Source organism: Brevundimonas sp. AVps7 (genome assembly GCF_058681545.1).
Genome location: NZ_CM178742.1, coordinates 2,866,730 through 2,881,589, shown reverse-complemented (window position 1 = coordinate 2,881,589; position 14,860 = coordinate 2,866,730). Strand labels below are relative to the sequence as shown.

The following is a 14,860-nucleotide window of genomic DNA, read 5'->3' as shown; positions in this document are numbered from 1 at the left end:
CGAGATGACGCCGAGGGGTCGTCGTTACGGCATGAACTGAATGGTGCGGGCGAACTGATGATCGGCGGACGACCGGTCGGTGGTCGCGTCGCGCATCAGGGCGATGGCCGCCTCGCCGAAGCCCATGCCGGGGTGGGTCTCTTCCAGAACCTTGCAATCGCCGACGTGGCCATCGGCGAAGGCGGTGCATTCCAGGGTCACGGCGACGCTCTGGAGCATCGGCGCCGGCGCGGGTTCGAGCGCCATCATCGGCGCGGGCTCGACGGTGAGCGCGGCGCGGGTGAGCGTCGGGGCGCCGACGGTGGGGTCGACGAACAGGGCGAGGGCGAGGGTCAGAGCGATCATGGGACGGCCTTTGGACTGCCTGATTAATGATCGGCGAACCGGAGCGTTCCAGCTGTGCAGCAGGCGACAACGGACCTATCGCTGTTGTGACCCGTTCGGCACACTGACGAGACGGACAACAGGGCGACCCATGGCGAAACGACCGGCGACGGCGAAGAAGACCCTGTCGGCGGCGAACCTGAAGGCGCTGGGGGACGCGCGGCTGGCCGACCTGCTGATGGAGATGGCCGGCGAGGACGCGGGCTGGAAGCGACGGCTGCGCATGGAGCTGGCGGCCGAGGTCGGGGCGGCCGATCTGGCGCTGGAGATCGACAAGCGGCTGAACACCCTGGCGGGAAGCCGGACCCGGGTGTCGTGGAGGAAGCGGCCGGAACTGCTGGCCGACCTGGCGACGGTGCGGCGGATCATCGTGGAGAAGCTGGCTGCCATGGACGCACGGCTGGGGCTGGACCGTCTGGTGGCGTGGTTCGACCTCTATCCGGGGCTGGCGTCGCGGGTTAAGGATCCGAAGGGCGAACTGGCCCTGTTGTTCGACGGATCATCGAGCGAGCTGGCGGCGACGGCGTCGCTGGCCGGACCGGAGGTGGCGGCGCCGATCCTGATCGAGGCGCTGAACACCCGGTTGTCGGAATGGGGCAGCTGGATCGGGCGCGGGGCGGCGGGTCTGAGCACGCCGCTGGCGCGGGCGCTGCTGGCCGGGATCACCGAGGGGCGTCCGAAACCCACTGGTCGGCTGGCGCTGGTGGTCAGAAAGCTGGCGGATCGGTCCGGAGACCTGGACGCCTGGATCGCCTCCCTGCCGGAGGAGGATCGGGTCAAGCCGGAGATCGGGGCGGAGATCGCACGGCGGCTGGCCGAGGCGGGACGGGCGGGCGACGCGCGGGCGGCTCTGGAGGCGTCACGGCCGAGGGGGAATGAGGCCTCGCGCTGGAGCCGGCGCGAGCCCGAACCGCCGCCGCCTCCGCCTGAAAACTGGCTGACCGCCGAGGTCGCCGTGCTGGAGGCCGAGGGGGATGCGAAGGGGGCCTCGGACGCGCGCTGGATGCTGTTCGAACGGACCCTGGCGGAGGCGCCGTTGCGGGCCGAGATCGCCAGACTGGCGGACTTCGAGGACGTCGTGGCGCTGGATCGCGCTTTCGTCCATGCGGCGGCGTACCCGGATGCGACGGCGGGGCTGCGGTTCCTGATGACCTGGCCGGCGCTGCGCGAGGCGGGGGAGATGGTGGTGGCGCGGGCCGGCGACCTGCGCGGCTCGGCCGATGAGGTGCCGCTATGGGCGTCGCGGCTGGAGGGACGGTATCCGGCGGCGGCGCTGGTCCTGCTGCGGGCGCGGGCGATCGCGCTGACGCGGCTGGCCTTGAGCCGAGGCAGCGAGGAGATCGAGCAGTTGATCCAGCAGGCGGCTGCGTTGGCGGCCCTGATCGGAGACGACGGGCAGGACGGGTTCCTGCTGGCGCTGGAGGAGGCGGCGCGGCCGGTCAGGCGCGGGTGGCGCTAGGACGACGGCGGCGCGATCCGTGCCCTGACGAACGCCTCGACCTGGCTTTCGGCGTCACGGCGCGCCTCGGTGCTCGTTTCGTCGGATCATCTCGTCGTAGGCGGCGATGTTTTCAGTCAGGATAAGGCGAGCGGCCTCTGCGCTCTGCCCTGGAATTGGGGTTTGCCCAAGCTCCGCCTGTCGGAGCATTTCGCTCGCGTTTGCGCGAAGCTGTCTGGCCTGGGCCAGGATGTCGTCCGGGGAGGTATTCATGGACGATAGTCTTGAAGCATCAGCCGGTTAGCGTCCCGTAGTTTATCCTGACAAAACCTCTCCGACCTGTCCGGCAACCGACACGGGAACGGTTCGCATCAGCCCCTCGTTTGCTCGCCGGTCGGAAGCGGCTGCCCCCTTGTCGCGCTACCGCACCATGGATTGTGTCCCGGCACTCGCCGTACTGCAGACGGGCCTGCTCGGCGCAAAACCTTTGGTGACACTGACCGGCCCGAGATCGACAGAGGTCTGGATTTCGCACCGGCTCTGGGGGCCCGATGCGTGAGCCGGAAAATCCGCTGGATCGCTCCAAGTCGCTGGTGCCCCCGGTCGGACTCGAACCGACACTCCTCGCGGAACCGGATTTTGAGTCCGGCGCGTCTACCAATTCCACCACAGGGGCCTGCGGACGGACTTCTTAGTGGGCTATCGCGCGTCGCGCTACTTGAGCGAGGTCTTTTTTGGCGGCTACCGCTTGCGACGCGGTCGCTTGCTGCTTGAGCCAGATTTTCGCTCGCTCCCCTTGCGTTCCATCGTGGTGTAACGCATCTGCGCAGGCATGACCGAGACCCTTCCCGACCTCGCCATCGTCTATGAGCATCCCGAATGGTTCGAGCCGCTGTTCGCGGCGCTGGACCGGCACGGGATCAGCTATGTGAAGGTCCCGCTGGCGGGCAGTACGTTCGATCCGGCCGGGTCGCCGGCGCCGGGGACGGTGGTTTTCTCGCGCGTGGCGATGTCGTCGTTCCTGAGGGAGCCCGAGCATCCGATCTTCTACGCCCAGAGCCTGTTCGAACACTGGCAGGGCCAGGGGACGCGGGTGGTCAATGCCTCGGCCCTGAACATCGACACCTCCAAGGCGCGGCAGATGTCCCTGATCGCCCGGCTGGGCCTGAAGGGACCGGCGACGCGGGTGGCGCACCGGCAGGCGGACATTCCCAGGGCGGCCGAGGGGCTGCGCTACCCTGTGCTGGTCAAGGCCGACATCGGCGGGGCCGGGGCGGGCATCACCCGCTATGACGACCCCGAAAAGCTGGCCGAGGCGGCGGGCGAAAAATGGTGCCCGGTCGGGGTCAACGGTCTCTCCCTGATCCAGGAATATGCGCCGCGCCGGGACGGGAAGATCACCCGGGTCGAGACGCTGAATGGCAAATATCTGTACGCCATCGATATCGAGAGCCCGGGCGACGCCTTCGACCTGTGTCCCGCCGACGCCTGTCTGGTGCGGCCGGGCGCGCCGACCCTGACCATGACGAAGACCACTCCGCCGCCAGAGATCATCGCGGCGGTCGAGCGGCTGGCCGTCGCGGGCGAGCTGGAGGTCGGGGGCGTCGAATATCTGATCGACGACCGGGACGGGTCGGTCCTGTTTTACGACATCAACGGCCTGTCCAACTTCGTCGCGAAGCCGGTCGAGGTGCTGGGCTTCGATCCGCATGACACTCTGGTCGAATGGCTCAAGGGCATCGTGGCCGAAGAGAAGGCGAAACGCGCATGAGGTATGGATACTGGGCGCCGGTCTTCGGCGGGTGGCTGAGGAACATCGCCGACGAGCGCGAGGCGTCGTGGGAGAATGCGTCGCGGCTGGTCAAGCGGTCCGAGGCTTTGGGCTATGACCTGACCCTGATCGCCGAGCTCAACCTGAACGACATCAAGGGGATCGAGGCGCCGGCGCTGGACGCCTGGTCGACGGCGGCGGCGCTGGCGGCGGTGACCGAGACGATCGAGCTGATGGTCGCGGTGCGTCCGAACTTCCACCAGCCGGCCCTGTTCGCCAAACAGGCGGCCAATATCGACCGGATCTCGAACGGACGGCTGGCCCTGAATGTCGTCTCGTCCTGGTGGGCGAAGGAGGCGGAGAGCTACGGCCTGCAGTTCGACCAGCACGACGATCGTTATGGCCGGACGGCCGAGTGGCTGACCGTCCTGTCGCGCCTGTGGACCGAGAAGCGCGTCGATTTCGAGGGCAAATACTACAGGCTGCAGGACGCGATCGTGGAGCCGAAGCCGACCTCCACCCCCGAGCGGCCGCGCCCGGTCATCTATGCCGGCGGCGAGTCGGAGGCGGCCAAGACCCTGATCGCGAAACACTGCGACGCCTATGTCATGCACGGCGACGAGCCCGAGCATATCGCGGCCAAGATCGCGGATATGCGCGAGCGGCGCGAGCGTTTCGGCCTGCCGCCGATGTCGTACGGCATGGCCGGCTATGCCATCGTGCGCGACACCCAGGCCGAGGCCGAACGTGAGCTGGAGCGGATCACGACCATTCCCGGTCTGGCGGACGGGACGCCGCCGGCGGGGTTCGCCAACTTCGACCAGTGGCTGTCGGGGACCGAGCTGGAGCGGGAGCTGAAGATCCGCGAATACAGCGTCTCAAACCGGGGCCTGCGCCCCGGGTTCACAGGTACGCCGGAAAGCATCCGTGCGCGGATGGAAGAGTTCGAGGCCGCCGGTCTTGACCTGGTCCTCCTGCAGATGTCGCCGCAGGAAGAAGAGATGGAGCGGTTCTCCGCCCAGGTGATCCGGCCGAACTGAGGCTCAGCGCGGAGGCAGGCGACTGGGGATCGGCGGCAGGTCGAGGCCGAGGCCGTAGCGGACGTAGAAGGAGACCCGGCGGTCTTCCATCGTTCCCGTCTCGCCGTCCTTGAACTCGACCCGTCCGGTCCGGTGCGCGCCGAGCACGGCCGCGCGGCCGAAGCCCCCGCCTTCCGGGAATTCGCTCTCGACGCGGCACTGGCTGAGTGCGCCGCTGCTCTCGACCCCGCAGATCACGGCCGCGACGCCCATTTCAGAGTTCGTCCGCGAGGGGAAGGTCGGCGCGGGCCGGCTTCGCCACTGGAGCCCCGCGAGATTCTCGCGGTCGGGCGCCTCCGTACTGTCCTGCGGCATCTCGCGATCGCAGGCCTCGAAGACCCGTCCGATCGCCGAGGGCGAGGCGGGCAGGTCGACGGCGATCCGTCGAACCCGCTCACCGTCAGGAACCCCGAGGGCGAAACGGCCGCCGCGTCGAAGATCCCGCCCGATGTGGGCCGGCCACAGGGCGAAAGCGGCCTGATTTCGGCCGCCGCTGACCCAGAGGCTGTCGTCGTCGGTTCGCTCGCCCATCTGGTAGCTGAAGGTCTGGATGCCCTGGCGCGTCGGCAGGCCGGAGACGACCACGCTCAGCGTCTCGTCCTGACAACGGACGGCGACGCCGAAGTTTTCGAAGGTCACGGCCGCGATGCTGAGGTCGCGGGCGGCGTCCTGACCGAAATCCCAATCCTCGCCCGTGTCCTGGGCCGAGACGGGACCGGCGGCGAGGAGAACGGCCATGCCGGCGGATGCGATCCTGCGTGTCTGAACGATCATGGACCTATCGCATCCTGTAGTTGACGCGGAAGCCGATCATTCGGGGGGCGTACTGGCCGACGGTCTCGCCGGGACTGGTCAGGCGCGCGTTGCGGGTGGAGCGCAGGGCGGCCCGGCCAAAGCCGCCGTCAAGCGGGAACTCGGACTCGACCTGGCATTGATCGACCCCTCCGTCGGGCTGGACCACGCAGGTGAGCACCGCGAAGCCCTCGGCATAGTTGGTGGCGGGATAGGTCGGCCGCGGTTGCCGGGTCCAGACCACGCCGCGAGGCAGACCGTTCTCCTCGATCTCCGGCAGGAGGGCGTCGCGCGGATCTTCCAATGGCCGTCCACAGGCGGCGAGGGTTTCGTCGATGGCCGCCGAGGACGAGGGCAGGGTGAGGTCATGGCGAAGGTTCCGGCCCTCGCCGCCCCCGCCGGGAACGACGATGCTGACGGGGCCGCCGTCACGGAGCGAACGCGCCAGGCTGGCGGGGTAGTCGGCCATGGCGACCGTGCGGTCTGTGGTGACGCTCCAGACCGAGTCATGCAGGTGGTCGGCGGAGGGACCGATTCTCAGGGTCCGGATGCGGGCCTGGCGCGGGGCCGCAGGCAGGCCGGCCATGACGGCGCCGTAGGCTCCGTCGACGCAGCGGAAGGCGATGGTCAGACCGGTGGTGGTCGGTACGAAGGCGAAGACAGTCTTGTCTTCCGGCTGACGGACGATCTCCCAGTCGTCAGTGACGTCCTGGGCGAGGGCCGCCCCGGCGCCGGCGAGGAAGAAGAGGGTCGTCAGGACACGGATGGCACGCATACGCTTACTCTCGACTGGAACGGATCAGGCGGCGGCCTCGACGTGGCCGTCGGTTCCGCCGGCGAGGACGCGGCGGGCGCGGATGAACATCTCGATCCGCTGCACGACGATCATGCCGACAACGAACAGAAGGAAGGCGTCGGCGATGGCCAACGCATTCAAATGCCAGGCGGCGGCGTGGGGTTCCAGCACCGAGCGCAGGGCGCTGCGTCCGAGGAACAGGCCGATGATCAGGATGATGCCGAGAGGCGAGGCCTGGGCCTTGAGCGTGCCGTCGGCGTGGCGCTCGATGGTCGTCATCTTGCCGCGCCACCAGCCGGCCGCGCAGCCGAGGCCGAGGCCAAGGGCGAGAGTCGCCCAGGCGATCACGTCAAACGGCGTGTGATCGGCGCCGGGCTCCATACTGGTCCCCCAGAGGGCCAGACCCATCAGGGGGGCGATGATCGCGGGCGTGACCCACATCCACTTCGGCCGCAGCGTCCGGGGCGCGCGGGTCCGCAGCAGGATGATCGGCAACATGATCACGAGCGCGATCAGCGGTGCGTACTGTTGCGGCGTCATGGTTGTTCCCCGAAGCTGGAGAAAGCTACCCCAGAGGGTACAACAGCGGCAAGTCGCCGCCGCCGCTTCCTTCTCCCCTTGCGGGAGAAGGTGGCAGCCGAAGGCTGACGGATGAGGGGTCACACCGATGACTGAAGTCGGCGGACAAGCGTGAGCTGTGAAGTCAGCGTGACCCCTCATCCGACCTCGCTCCGCTCGGCCACCTTCTCCCGCAAGGGGAGAAGGGCTCTTCAGACGGGTTGAACGACCTGTTCAATAGCCCCGAAGATCGAGTGGTGTCGGTCGTCGAGCATCTCGATCCGCACGGTGTCGCCGTGTTTCAGGAAGGGGGTGACCGGCGCGCCCGTATTGATCGTCTCGACCGTGCGGATCTCGGCGATGCACGAATAGCCTTGGCCGCCCTGGTCGACCGGCTTGCCCGGGCCGCCGTCGGCGCCCTTGTTCGAGACCGTGCCCGAACCGATTACGGTGCCGGCGACGAGACTGCGGGTCTTCGCCAGGTGTGCGATCAGGACGCCGAAGTCGAAGGTCATGTCGACGCCGGCGTCGGCCGAGCCGAATTCCTTGCCGTTGAGCTGGACCGACAGGGCGCCCGAAAGTTTGCCGTCCTTCCAGCGATCGCCGAGCGCGTCAGGGGTGACGAAGACGGGGGACAGGGTCGAGGCCGGCTTGGACTGGACGAAGCCGAAGCCCTTGCCGAGTTCGCCGGGGATCAGGTTGCGCAGGGACACGTCGTTGACCAGGCCGACGAGGCGGATGTGGCTGCGCGCCTCCTCCTGCGTGACGCCCTGGGGCACGTCGCCGGTGACGACGACGATCTCGGCCTCGAGGTCGCAGCCCCAGCTTTCGTCGGCGAGCGGGATCGGGTCGCGGGCGCCCATGAAGTGGTCGGAGCCGCCCTGGTACATCAGGGGGTCGGTCCAGAAGCTGGCGGGCATCTCGGCGCCGCGGGCCTTACGCACCAGTTCGACGTGGTTCACATAGGCCGAACCGTCCGCCCACTGATAGGCGCGCGGCAGCGGGGCGGCGGCGTCGCGTTCGTGGAACCGGCCGCGCGGCACGGCCTCGTGGTCGAGGCTCTCGGCCAGGGCGCGGAGCCTGGGCTCGCAATGCTCCCAGTCGTCGAGCGCCGCCTGAAGCGTCGGGGCGATCAGGAAGGCGTCGGTGAACCAAGCGAGGTCCGAGGAGACGACCACGAGGCGACCGTCGCGGCCGTGTTTGAGAGAGGCGAGTTTCATGGCGTCAGGCTAGGCGCTTTCGCCCCGCCTGCAAACCGTCAGCCGCCGCAAGATCAGAGGGAAAGCGCTCGTCTCGCGTCGCGGAGCTCGCGGATTCGCGCCGGACCGTCGGACCAGTGATCGTGGAATTTGCGCACGGCCCGGCTGAGAGCATCGATCTGTTCGGGGCCGGTCATGTGGCGGGTCCCGTCCGGATGGGCGTCGCCATCGTGGCTTGCGTGATTCGTCTTGTCGGGGCCGCAGCCCGGATGATGATGGCCCGCCTCGCCGCAGCCTGCAGCCCCGGCGACGGGCAGGCCGCCGACGTAGACCTGATTGATGGTCACCGACGCGGGCGTGCAGGTGCAGTTGCGGGGCGTGTCGCAGGTGCAGCCGTGCGCCTTTCTGTTGCCGTGGTCGCCGCCGTGGCCCCCGCCATGGGCGTCCCGGGATTCCGTGACCTCGCCGGCCAGTGCCTCCTCGAGCGCTTCGAACGGGCCGGCGATGCCGCCGGCCAGGTCCAGCACGGGGCCGAGGCGCTCGCGGATGACGGCCTTCAACGCTTCCGCACGAGATTTGAGGTCGTTGCTGGAGGCAGCCATGGCGGCGTTGGACGCCTTCAGGATGGCCTTGTGTATGTCAGCCGGGGCCTTGTCGGCATCCCGGCCGCCCGACTGTTCCAGATGCCACCGGCCGAGGAAGAACATGCCTGCCGCGACGGCCAGCAGGAGCAGAAAAAGGATCAGGGCCAGCAGGGGCGGCAGGCCCAGGAACAGGGGCTCATCCACGCGGGAATAGACGCCCTCGGCCGCTTCGAAATCCGATGGATACATGCCCGTTTCCCGCAATCGCCGAACGCCGTGCGATCATGCCGCAGGGGCGAACGCCTGACCACGGAAAAGGTTAACGGCGGACTGTGAAGGTTGTGGGCGTGCCCACCCTGCGTCAGGGCGCGTGGAGGATGGCGCGGGCCTCGACGCCTTCGCGGGCGGCGGCGTCGCGGACCTCGACCTCGACGATGATCGCGCCCTCGGGATCGAGCGCCCAGAGGTAGCGGCGCTCGACCTCGACCGTGCGACCGGACGGGGCGAAGCCCTCGAAACTATCGCCCCACGGAGTGATCCGCTTGAGCTCGGGCCAGGTCAGGGAACAGGCGGAGTTCAGTTCCTCCTGGGCCATGACCGTCAGCTCGTCGGACATAGGCCCCCCGCTCAAGGCCTGGGCTCGTCGCCGTAGATGGCGACGTAGGGGGCACGGTCCGGGCCGATCAGGCCTCGGTACATGCCGGTGGTGGTCATGGCGAAGGCGGGGACCCCGGCTGCATCCATGACGATGACGCCGCCGGACCCGCCCAGCGACAGGGCGTCGTCGACCTCGGCCTGGGCGGCGACCTGGCCGGTCGCGCCGTCGGCGATCCGGGAACAGATGTCGCGGGCCACCGAGGCGCGGATGTAGAACTCCCCGTCGCCGGTGGCCGAGACCGCGCAGCCGTCGCGGTTGGAGGCGTAGGTGCCGGCGCCGATGACCGGCACGTCGCCGACCCGGCCCCAGCGCTTTCCGGTCGTGCCGCCGGTGGAAGTGCCGGCCGCGAGGTGACCCCGGCTGTCGAGGGCGACCGCGCCGACGGTGCCGAACTTGCGCTCGTTCAGCGGCGGGGCGGGCTCCAGCGACGCCATGCCTGCGGCGGGGGCGCCGGCGGGACGCTCGGGGATGGGCAGGGCGTTGTCAGTCAGGAATTTCACCAGCCCCTGCCAGCGGCGCTCGGTGAAGAAGAAGGACGGATCGACCTGCTCGAGCCCCTGCGAAGCCGCGAAGGCGTCGGCGCCCGTGCCGATCAGCATGACGTGGGGCGACTGCTCCATCACGGCCCGGGCGGCGGCGATCGGATGGCGGGTGGTGGTCAGGCCGGCCACGGCGCCGGCTGAAAGGTCCGAGCCGTTCATGACGGCGGCGTCCAGTTCGTTGCGACCGGCGGCGGTGAAGACGGCGCCGCGCCCGGCGTTGAACAGGGGATCGTCCTCCATCAGCTGGATCGCGGCCTGGACGGCGTCGAGCGCCTCCCCACCGTTCCTCAGCACCTCGGCGCCGGCCTCCAGCGCCCGGGTCAGGGCGGCGCGATAGGCGGCGTCTTGTTCGGGCGACAGGTTGGCGCGTTCGATCACGCCGGCTCCGCCGTGGATGGCGAAGGACCATTCCGGGCGGTCCTGCGCGGCGGCCGGGGAGGAGAGGGCGAGGGCGGCGAGCGCCCCCGTCAGGATGCGCTTCATTGTCAGGGTTCCCGCTTGTGGTGCGACCATTTCCAGACGCGATAGGCGACGATCGGAGCGAAGCCGCCGATCAGGGCGCCGGCCAGCACGGGCCAGAAGCCCATCTGGAGCCACTGCCCGATCAGGCCGCCGACCACGGCCGCGACGAGCGGGCCGAGGAACGGCAGCCAGGAGGGAGGCGCGATCTTAATTGGCGTCGACCTTGATGACCCCGCGACGGATCTGGTCCAGCTCGATGGAATCGAACAGGGCCTGGAAGTTGCCGTTGCCGAAGCCTTCGTTGCCCTTGCGCTGGATGATCTCGAAGAAGATCGGACCGAAGGTGTCCTGGGTGAAGATCTGCAGCAGCAGGCCTTCCTCGTCGGAGCCGTCGATCAGGATGCGGTTCTTGCGCATGCGTTCGACGTCATGCCCGTGGTTGGGCAGGCGTTTGTCGATCAGTTCGAAATAGGTCTCGATGGTGTCCTGGAAGACGACGCCGCGCTCGCGCATGGTCTCGACGGTGGCGAAGATGTCGTCGGTGGCCAGGGCGATATGCTGGATGCCTTCGCCGTTGTAGCGGCGCAGATATTCCTCGATCTGGGAGTTCTCGTCCTGGCTCTCGTTCAGGGGGATGCGGATGGCGCGGTCGGGCGCGATCATGGCCTGGGAGAACAGGCCCGTCGCCTTGCCCTTGATGTCGAAATACTTCTGCTCCTCGAAGGCGAAGACGTCGCCGTAGAAGCTGGACCAGGTCCGCATCTGGCCGCGCTTCACATTGTGGGTCAGGTGATCCAGCAGGTGCAGGCCGACGTTGTTCTTGCGCTCGGCCTCTTCCCAGCCCTCGATCTCGTCCCAGCTGTCGTAGAGGGAGCCGGTCTCGCCATAGGCGTCGATGATGTAGAGCAGGGACCCGCCGATGCCGCGCAGCACATAGGCGCCTTCGCCGAGCGCGCCGCCGTCATGCATGTCGGCCGGATGGGCGCCGCGCGCGACGGCCTCTTCATAGGCCTTTTTCGCATCGTTGACCCGGAAGGCCATGCCGTTGGCCGACGGGCCGTGGTCGCGGGCGAACTCGCCGGCGTGACCCTCGGGCTTTGTGTGGACCAGGAAGGTAATGTCGCCCTGCTTCATGCGGACGACGCCGTTCTTCGGATTCACATGGGTCTGGACGAAGCCCATGACCTCGATCTGCTTGATCATCGACTGGGGATCGGGACCGGTGAATTCGACGAATTCGAAGCCATCGACGCCGAGCGGGTTCTCATAGGCGGGGATGGTGGCGTCTGGCGTATGGGCGGTCAGGTCGTCCATGAAGCGTCTCCTGAGTTATTGCGGGACCGGGGCGTTTCAAAGTCTGGGCCCGATCGATTGGCGCGGAACCTAGTCGCGGATCGCGCCAGAGCCAAGGCGGTGAAGCGAGTCCTCGCACTCGAACCTGATCCCGGGCGCGACGAGAGGTCGCGTTGAAGCCGCGCGTTCGCCGCTTCAGTCAACAGAAGGGCTCTAGGGCCGAAACGGCAGGATCATCCCGAAATGCAGATCATCCGTCGTCCCTGGAAGCTGAAGCGCGATGACTGTCCCTGTGATCCTGACTTCGTGGACTGGATTTCCGAGCAGGGACTGCGGGACCAGACCATCTTCCATTTCGGCACGGGCGAACATCATCTGGTTGGCCTGTCGAGCGCCCGCTCCGGGGATGGCAACGCCGTCCTCGGGGTCACGGCGACGCCCGCGGAACACGACGCCTACGTCCGGCTGGCGAAGGTCGAGCCGGAGATGACCAAGCGCTACGTCGTCTATTTCGGCGACATCTACAACGTGAACGCCCGTCTTCTGCCGGACCTGGACATAGCCACCCTGTTCCACCTGTGCGAGTTCGCTGACGACCGCGTCGGCTATCGGGCGCTGAATGACGAGAGTCTGCTGCGGATGGTGGCGGATCGCCTGCGCCCGGGCGGGCGGATTCTGTTCTACACCGGCTCCTATGCCTACCCGCGGGCGGCGCCGATCATCGAGGCCTGGGCAGCGTCGTCGGGCTTCTCCGAGGTCGAGGGATTCAGGAGCCTTCGCGTCTTCCAGCGCGCCTGAACCGGGATCAACCCGGCATGAGCCGGGCGGCCCACCCGGCCCCCATCAACAGTCCCACGCCCAGCACGCCCAGAAGGGTCAGCCAGCCGGTCGCCACCGCCGCCCCGCCCAGCACGAACAGGCCGTCGCGCTGGATCAGGCCGACGGACAGGAGGGCGAGCGCGATCGAGGGGATGGTGTTGGTGAAGGGCAGGACGATGGTCAGGGTGGCCAGGATCATGAAGGCTGCGGCCATCCGCTCTCCTGCGCCGGTGGCGAACACAAGAAGGCGCGGTCGCGACAGGCGGTCGATCCAGCCCAGACGTGTCTCGGCGAAATCGGCCATGGCCGCCAGCCAGCGGCCCCTGGCGCGGAGGGTCAGCACCCGGCGCGGCAGCCAAGGCTCCTCGCGTCCGATCAGCAGCTGGGCCGCCACCAGAATGATGATGACTCCCACCGCCTGGGGCACGCCGTACAGGCCCGGGACCAGGCAGGGAAGCGACAGGATCAGGATCAGCAGGCCATAGGCGCGCTCGTCCAGGCGATCGCGGATCTGGTGCAGGGTCAGGCCTTCCTCGCCCCCATCGTCGGCCAGCCGCCGCAGCAGTCGTCCAAGATTCTGGCTGACGTCGTCCTGATGGCGGGAGAGGGGCTGGATCATCGCCGCTCCTTAGCCGGGCGGGTCCGTGCACCGAGGTGACGCGATGCCGCAGGGATGCTAACGGCGCCCCATGCTGCGCAAACTCTACGACTGGGTCTTCGAACAGGCGCGAAAGCCCTATGCCGAGAAGACGATGGCGGTCGTGTCCTTCGCCGAGGCGTCCTTCTTCCCCATTCCGCCGGACGTGATGCTGGCGCCGATGATCCTGTCGCGGCCGGACCGGGCCTATCGCTATGCGGCGGTGTGTTCGATCGCATCCCTGCTGGGCGGACTGCTGGGCTATGCGATCGGGGTCTTCCTGGAGCCGGTGGCCGTCCGGCTGCTGGAGTTCTTCGGCCACGGCATGGACATGAGCGTCTACCAGTCATGGTTCGCCGACAACGGCTTCCTCGTCATCCTCGGCAAGGGGCTGACGCCGATTCCGTTCAAGCTGGTGACCATCGCGGCGGGTCTGGCCCATTTCCACCTGGGCCTGTTCATCCTGGCCGTGGCCATCACCCGCTCTGGACGGTTCTTCCTCGAGGCCTGGATCCTGAAGACCTGGGGACCGTCGATGCTGGAGATCGTGGAGAAGCGTCTGGCCCTGTCGTTCGTGGTCGCGCTCGTGCTGCTGGTCGGCGGCTTCCTTGCGCTGAAGCTTCTGTAGAGCGGATCGACGGACGCGCGCGCGGCGTCTAAGAACGAGACCATGAGAAGCGCCTACACTCTCCTGACCCGGTGGTGGACCGCCTTCGCCCTGGCGATCTCGCTGGCGATGCTGGGCGCGGCCCATGCGTTCGAGCGTTTCGCAGGCCTGGCGCCCTGCAACCTCTGCCTGAAGCAGCGCGAGGTGTTCTGGGGCGCGGTGGCGATCTCGCTGGTGGCCACGCTCTGGGCTGTCATCAGCCAGGCGCGTCGGGGCACGCCGCGCATCGCCGCCTTCCTGTTGTTCGCCGTCTTCGCCACGGGCGCGATCACCGCCGGCTTCCACGCCGGGGGCGAGCTGAAGTGGTGGGCCCTGCCGGCGCTGTGCTCGGGCGGCGGCATGGCGGATCTGGAAGGTCTGACCTCTCTGGCCCTGGGCACGGGTCCGGCCGAGCGCATCGCCATGTGCGACGCGGTGACGTGGAGCTTCCTCGGTCTGTCCATGGCAGGATGGAACGCCCTGATCTCCGCCGCATTGGCCGGGTTCAGCCTGCTCGCCGCCAAGAGGCCGAAAGATGCCCGCGCACCCCGCAACTGAACTCCGCCGCACGCCCCTGCCCCGTCCGGGACGGGGAGCGATGCGCGCGCGGATGGCCGAGATCCTGCGCGTCGATCACGCCGGGGAGTTCGCGGCGGTTAAGATCTACGAGGCGCAAGCGAGGGTCTTCGACGGCGTGCGCGGCAAGGAAGCGATCACCGCCGACATGGTCGAGATGAAGGCCGGGGAACAGGTGCACAAGGCGCGCTTCGACGCCCTGCTGACCCAGCACGGGGTGCGGCCGACGGCCATGCTGCCGCTGTGGTCGCTCGCGGCGACCGGGCTGGGCGCGGCGACGGCCCTGATGGGCGAGAAGGCGGCCCATGCCTGCACCGAGGCGGTCGAGAGCGTGATCGAAGAACACTACGCCGACCAGATCGCCGAACTGGCGGATCGCGAGCCGGAGCTTGCGGCCGAGCTGACGAAGTTCCGCGAGGAAGAGCTGGAGCACCACGACCATGCCGTCGCTCACGGCAGCCGCGAGGCGCCGGGGTATCGGTTGCTGAGCGCTGTGATCAAGGCGGGCTGCCGGGTGGCGATCAAGGTGTCGGAGCGGGTTTAGAGAATCCCCTTCTCCCCTTGCGGGAGAAGGTGGCCGAGCGAAGCGAGGTCGGATGAGGGGTCACGCTTGCGTCGAACGGCAA

18 protein-coding genes and 1 tRNA gene are annotated in these 14,860 nt (G+C 68.2%); 7 read left to right on the top strand and 12 right to left on the bottom strand.

Annotated elements, in window-relative coordinates; translation table 11 throughout:
- Positions 1 to 24: 24 nt before the first annotated feature.
- Positions 25 to 345: a hypothetical protein gene (locus ACW17Y_RS14380; protein WP_492036357.1), complete on the bottom strand. Its 321-nt coding sequence runs from the start codon at positions 343 to 345 to the stop codon at positions 25 to 27.
- Positions 346 to 475: 130 nt separating this feature from the next.
- Here ACW17Y_RS14380 and ACW17Y_RS14375 point away from each other — a divergent pair, with 130 nt between their 5' ends.
- On the top strand, positions 476 to 1,843 hold the full coding sequence (locus ACW17Y_RS14375; protein WP_492036356.1) for a DUF6880 family protein: 1,368 nt from the start codon (positions 476 to 478) through the stop codon (positions 1,841 to 1,843).
- Positions 1,844 to 2,413: 570 nt separating this feature from the next.
- On the opposite strand, the gene ACW17Y_RS14370 is transcribed toward ACW17Y_RS14375, so the two are convergent.
- Positions 2,414 to 2,498 (bottom strand) — tRNA-Leu (locus ACW17Y_RS14370).
- 156 nt (positions 2,499 to 2,654) lie between these two features.
- Between ACW17Y_RS14370 and ACW17Y_RS14365 the strand changes: the two genes are divergently transcribed.
- Both ACW17Y_RS14365 and ACW17Y_RS14360 read left to right on the top strand, forming a co-directional pair.
- The gene (locus tag ACW17Y_RS14365) at positions 2,655 to 3,593 is read left to right on the top strand and encodes an ATP-grasp domain-containing protein (RefSeq protein WP_492036355.1); all 939 of its coding nucleotides are present in this window, start codon (positions 2,655 to 2,657) and stop codon (positions 3,591 to 3,593) included.
- The gene (locus tag ACW17Y_RS14360; RefSeq protein ID WP_492036354.1) at positions 3,590 to 4,633 is read left to right on the top strand and encodes an LLM class flavin-dependent oxidoreductase; all 1,044 of its coding nucleotides are present in this window, start codon (positions 3,590 to 3,592) and stop codon (positions 4,631 to 4,633) included. Before ACW17Y_RS14365 ends, ACW17Y_RS14360 begins: the two co-directional genes overlap by 4 nt.
- A 3-nt stretch (positions 4,634 to 4,636) precedes the next feature.
- On the opposite strand, the gene ACW17Y_RS14355 is transcribed toward ACW17Y_RS14360, so the two are convergent.
- The 9 genes from ACW17Y_RS14355 to hppD form a co-directional block, all read right to left on the bottom strand.
- The gene (locus ACW17Y_RS14355; protein WP_492036353.1) at positions 4,637 to 5,446 is read right to left on the bottom strand and encodes a hypothetical protein; all 810 of its coding nucleotides are present in this window, start codon (positions 5,444 to 5,446) and stop codon (positions 4,637 to 4,639) included.
- 4 nt (positions 5,447 to 5,450) lie between these two features.
- Positions 5,451 to 6,239, bottom strand: coding sequence for an energy transducer TonB (locus ACW17Y_RS14350; protein WP_492036352.1), 789 nt, complete (start codon positions 6,237 to 6,239; stop codon positions 5,451 to 5,453).
- A gap of 24 nt (positions 6,240 to 6,263) precedes the next feature.
- A complete protein-coding gene (locus ACW17Y_RS14345) occupies positions 6,264 to 6,800 on the bottom strand; it encodes a CcdC protein domain-containing protein (RefSeq protein WP_492036351.1) in 537 nt (178 codons plus the stop codon).
- A 230-nt stretch (positions 6,801 to 7,030) separates the two neighbouring features.
- Complete coding sequence (locus tag ACW17Y_RS14340; RefSeq protein ID WP_492036350.1) at positions 7,031 to 8,038, bottom strand: fumarylacetoacetate hydrolase family protein; 1,008 nt, start codon at positions 8,036 to 8,038, stop codon at positions 7,031 to 7,033.
- Positions 8,039 to 8,091: 53 nt separating this feature from the next.
- A complete protein-coding gene (locus ACW17Y_RS14335) occupies positions 8,092 to 8,850 on the bottom strand; it encodes a hypothetical protein (protein WP_492036349.1) in 759 nt (252 codons plus the stop codon).
- 112 nt (positions 8,851 to 8,962) lie between these two features.
- Positions 8,963 to 9,217: a hypothetical protein gene (locus tag ACW17Y_RS14330; protein ID WP_492036348.1), complete on the bottom strand. Its 255-nt coding sequence runs from the start codon at positions 9,215 to 9,217 to the stop codon at positions 8,963 to 8,965.
- A gap of 11 nt (positions 9,218 to 9,228) precedes the next feature.
- A complete protein-coding gene (locus tag ACW17Y_RS14325) occupies positions 9,229 to 10,284 on the bottom strand; it encodes an isoaspartyl peptidase/L-asparaginase family protein (protein WP_492036347.1) in 1,056 nt (351 codons plus the stop codon).
- Between the two features lie 2 nt (positions 10,285 to 10,286).
- Complete coding sequence (locus ACW17Y_RS14320) at positions 10,287 to 10,421, bottom strand: hypothetical protein (RefSeq protein WP_426046115.1); 135 nt, start codon at positions 10,419 to 10,421, stop codon at positions 10,287 to 10,289.
- 49 nt (positions 10,422 to 10,470) lie between these two features.
- A complete protein-coding gene (hppD, locus tag ACW17Y_RS14315) occupies positions 10,471 to 11,577 on the bottom strand; it encodes a 4-hydroxyphenylpyruvate dioxygenase (RefSeq protein WP_492036346.1) in 1,107 nt (368 codons plus the stop codon).
- A gap of 222 nt (positions 11,578 to 11,799) precedes the next feature.
- Between hppD and ACW17Y_RS14310 the strand changes: the two genes are divergently transcribed.
- The gene (locus tag ACW17Y_RS14310; protein WP_492036345.1) at positions 11,800 to 12,354 is read left to right on the top strand and encodes a hypothetical protein; all 555 of its coding nucleotides are present in this window, start codon (positions 11,800 to 11,802) and stop codon (positions 12,352 to 12,354) included.
- A gap of 7 nt (positions 12,355 to 12,361) precedes the next feature.
- Here ACW17Y_RS14310 and ACW17Y_RS14305 read toward each other — a convergent pair whose 3' ends face one another.
- A complete protein-coding gene (locus ACW17Y_RS14305; protein ID WP_492036344.1) occupies positions 12,362 to 12,994 on the bottom strand; it encodes an exopolysaccharide biosynthesis protein in 633 nt (210 codons plus the stop codon).
- A gap of 70 nt (positions 12,995 to 13,064) precedes the next feature.
- Here ACW17Y_RS14305 and ACW17Y_RS14300 point away from each other — a divergent pair, with 70 nt between their 5' ends.
- Genes ACW17Y_RS14300 through ACW17Y_RS14290 form a run of 3 tightly spaced genes read left to right on the top strand, consistent with a single transcriptional unit; the run spans position 13,065 to position 14,778 of the window.
- The gene (locus ACW17Y_RS14300) at positions 13,065 to 13,640 is read left to right on the top strand and encodes a YqaA family protein (RefSeq protein WP_492036343.1); all 576 of its coding nucleotides are present in this window, start codon (positions 13,065 to 13,067) and stop codon (positions 13,638 to 13,640) included.
- 42 nt (positions 13,641 to 13,682) lie between these two features.
- Positions 13,683 to 14,216, top strand: a complete 534-nt coding sequence (locus tag ACW17Y_RS14295) for a disulfide bond formation protein B (protein WP_492036342.1) — start codon at positions 13,683 to 13,685, stop codon at positions 14,214 to 14,216.
- Complete coding sequence (locus ACW17Y_RS14290) at positions 14,194 to 14,778, top strand: demethoxyubiquinone hydroxylase family protein (RefSeq protein WP_492036341.1); 585 nt, start codon at positions 14,194 to 14,196, stop codon at positions 14,776 to 14,778. The genes ACW17Y_RS14295 and ACW17Y_RS14290 overlap by 23 nt, the downstream gene beginning before the upstream one ends.
- The last annotated feature ends 82 nt before the right edge of the window (positions 14,779 to 14,860 follow it).

Coding starts and splice junctions, on each gene's coding strand:
- ACW17Y_RS14310 (WP_492036345.1), top strand. CDS start 11,800: ATGCAGATCATCCGTCGTCCCTGGAAGCTGAAGCGCGATGACTGTCCC.
- ACW17Y_RS14325 (WP_492036347.1), bottom strand. CDS start 10,284: ATGAAGCGCATCCTGACGGGGGCGCTCGCCGCCCTCGCCCTCTCCTCC.
- ACW17Y_RS14290 (WP_492036341.1), top strand. CDS start 14,194: ATGCCCGCGCACCCCGCAACTGAACTCCGCCGCACGCCCCTGCCCCGT.
- ACW17Y_RS14340 (WP_492036350.1), bottom strand. CDS start 8,038: ATGAAACTCGCCTCTCTCAAACACGGCCGCGACGGTCGCCTCGTGGTC.
- ACW17Y_RS14330 (WP_492036348.1), bottom strand. CDS start 9,217: ATGTCCGACGAGCTGACGGTCATGGCCCAGGAGGAACTGAACTCCGCC.
- ACW17Y_RS14355 (WP_492036353.1), bottom strand. CDS start 5,446: ATGATCGTTCAGACACGCAGGATCGCATCCGCCGGCATGGCCGTTCTC.
- ACW17Y_RS14295 (WP_492036342.1), top strand. CDS start 13,683: ATGAGAAGCGCCTACACTCTCCTGACCCGGTGGTGGACCGCCTTCGCC.
- ACW17Y_RS14360 (WP_492036354.1), top strand. CDS start 3,590: ATGAGGTATGGATACTGGGCGCCGGTCTTCGGCGGGTGGCTGAGGAAC.
- ACW17Y_RS14350 (WP_492036352.1), bottom strand. CDS start 6,239: ATGCGTGCCATCCGTGTCCTGACGACCCTCTTCTTCCTCGCCGGCGCC.
- hppD (WP_492036346.1), bottom strand. CDS start 11,577: ATGGACGACCTGACCGCCCATACGCCAGACGCCACCATCCCCGCCTAT.
- ACW17Y_RS14365 (WP_492036355.1), top strand. CDS start 2,655: ATGACCGAGACCCTTCCCGACCTCGCCATCGTCTATGAGCATCCCGAA.
- ACW17Y_RS14305 (WP_492036344.1), bottom strand. CDS start 12,994: ATGATCCAGCCCCTCTCCCGCCATCAGGACGACGTCAGCCAGAATCTT.
- ACW17Y_RS14345 (WP_492036351.1), bottom strand. CDS start 6,800: ATGACGCCGCAACAGTACGCACCGCTGATCGCGCTCGTGATCATGTTG.
- ACW17Y_RS14335 (WP_492036349.1), bottom strand. CDS start 8,850: ATGTATCCATCGGATTTCGAAGCGGCCGAGGGCGTCTATTCCCGCGTG.
- ACW17Y_RS14300 (WP_492036343.1), top strand. CDS start 13,065: ATGCTGCGCAAACTCTACGACTGGGTCTTCGAACAGGCGCGAAAGCCC.
- ACW17Y_RS14375 (WP_492036356.1), top strand. CDS start 476: ATGGCGAAACGACCGGCGACGGCGAAGAAGACCCTGTCGGCGGCGAAC.
- ACW17Y_RS14380 (WP_492036357.1), bottom strand. CDS start 345: ATGATCGCTCTGACCCTCGCCCTCGCCCTGTTCGTCGACCCCACCGTC.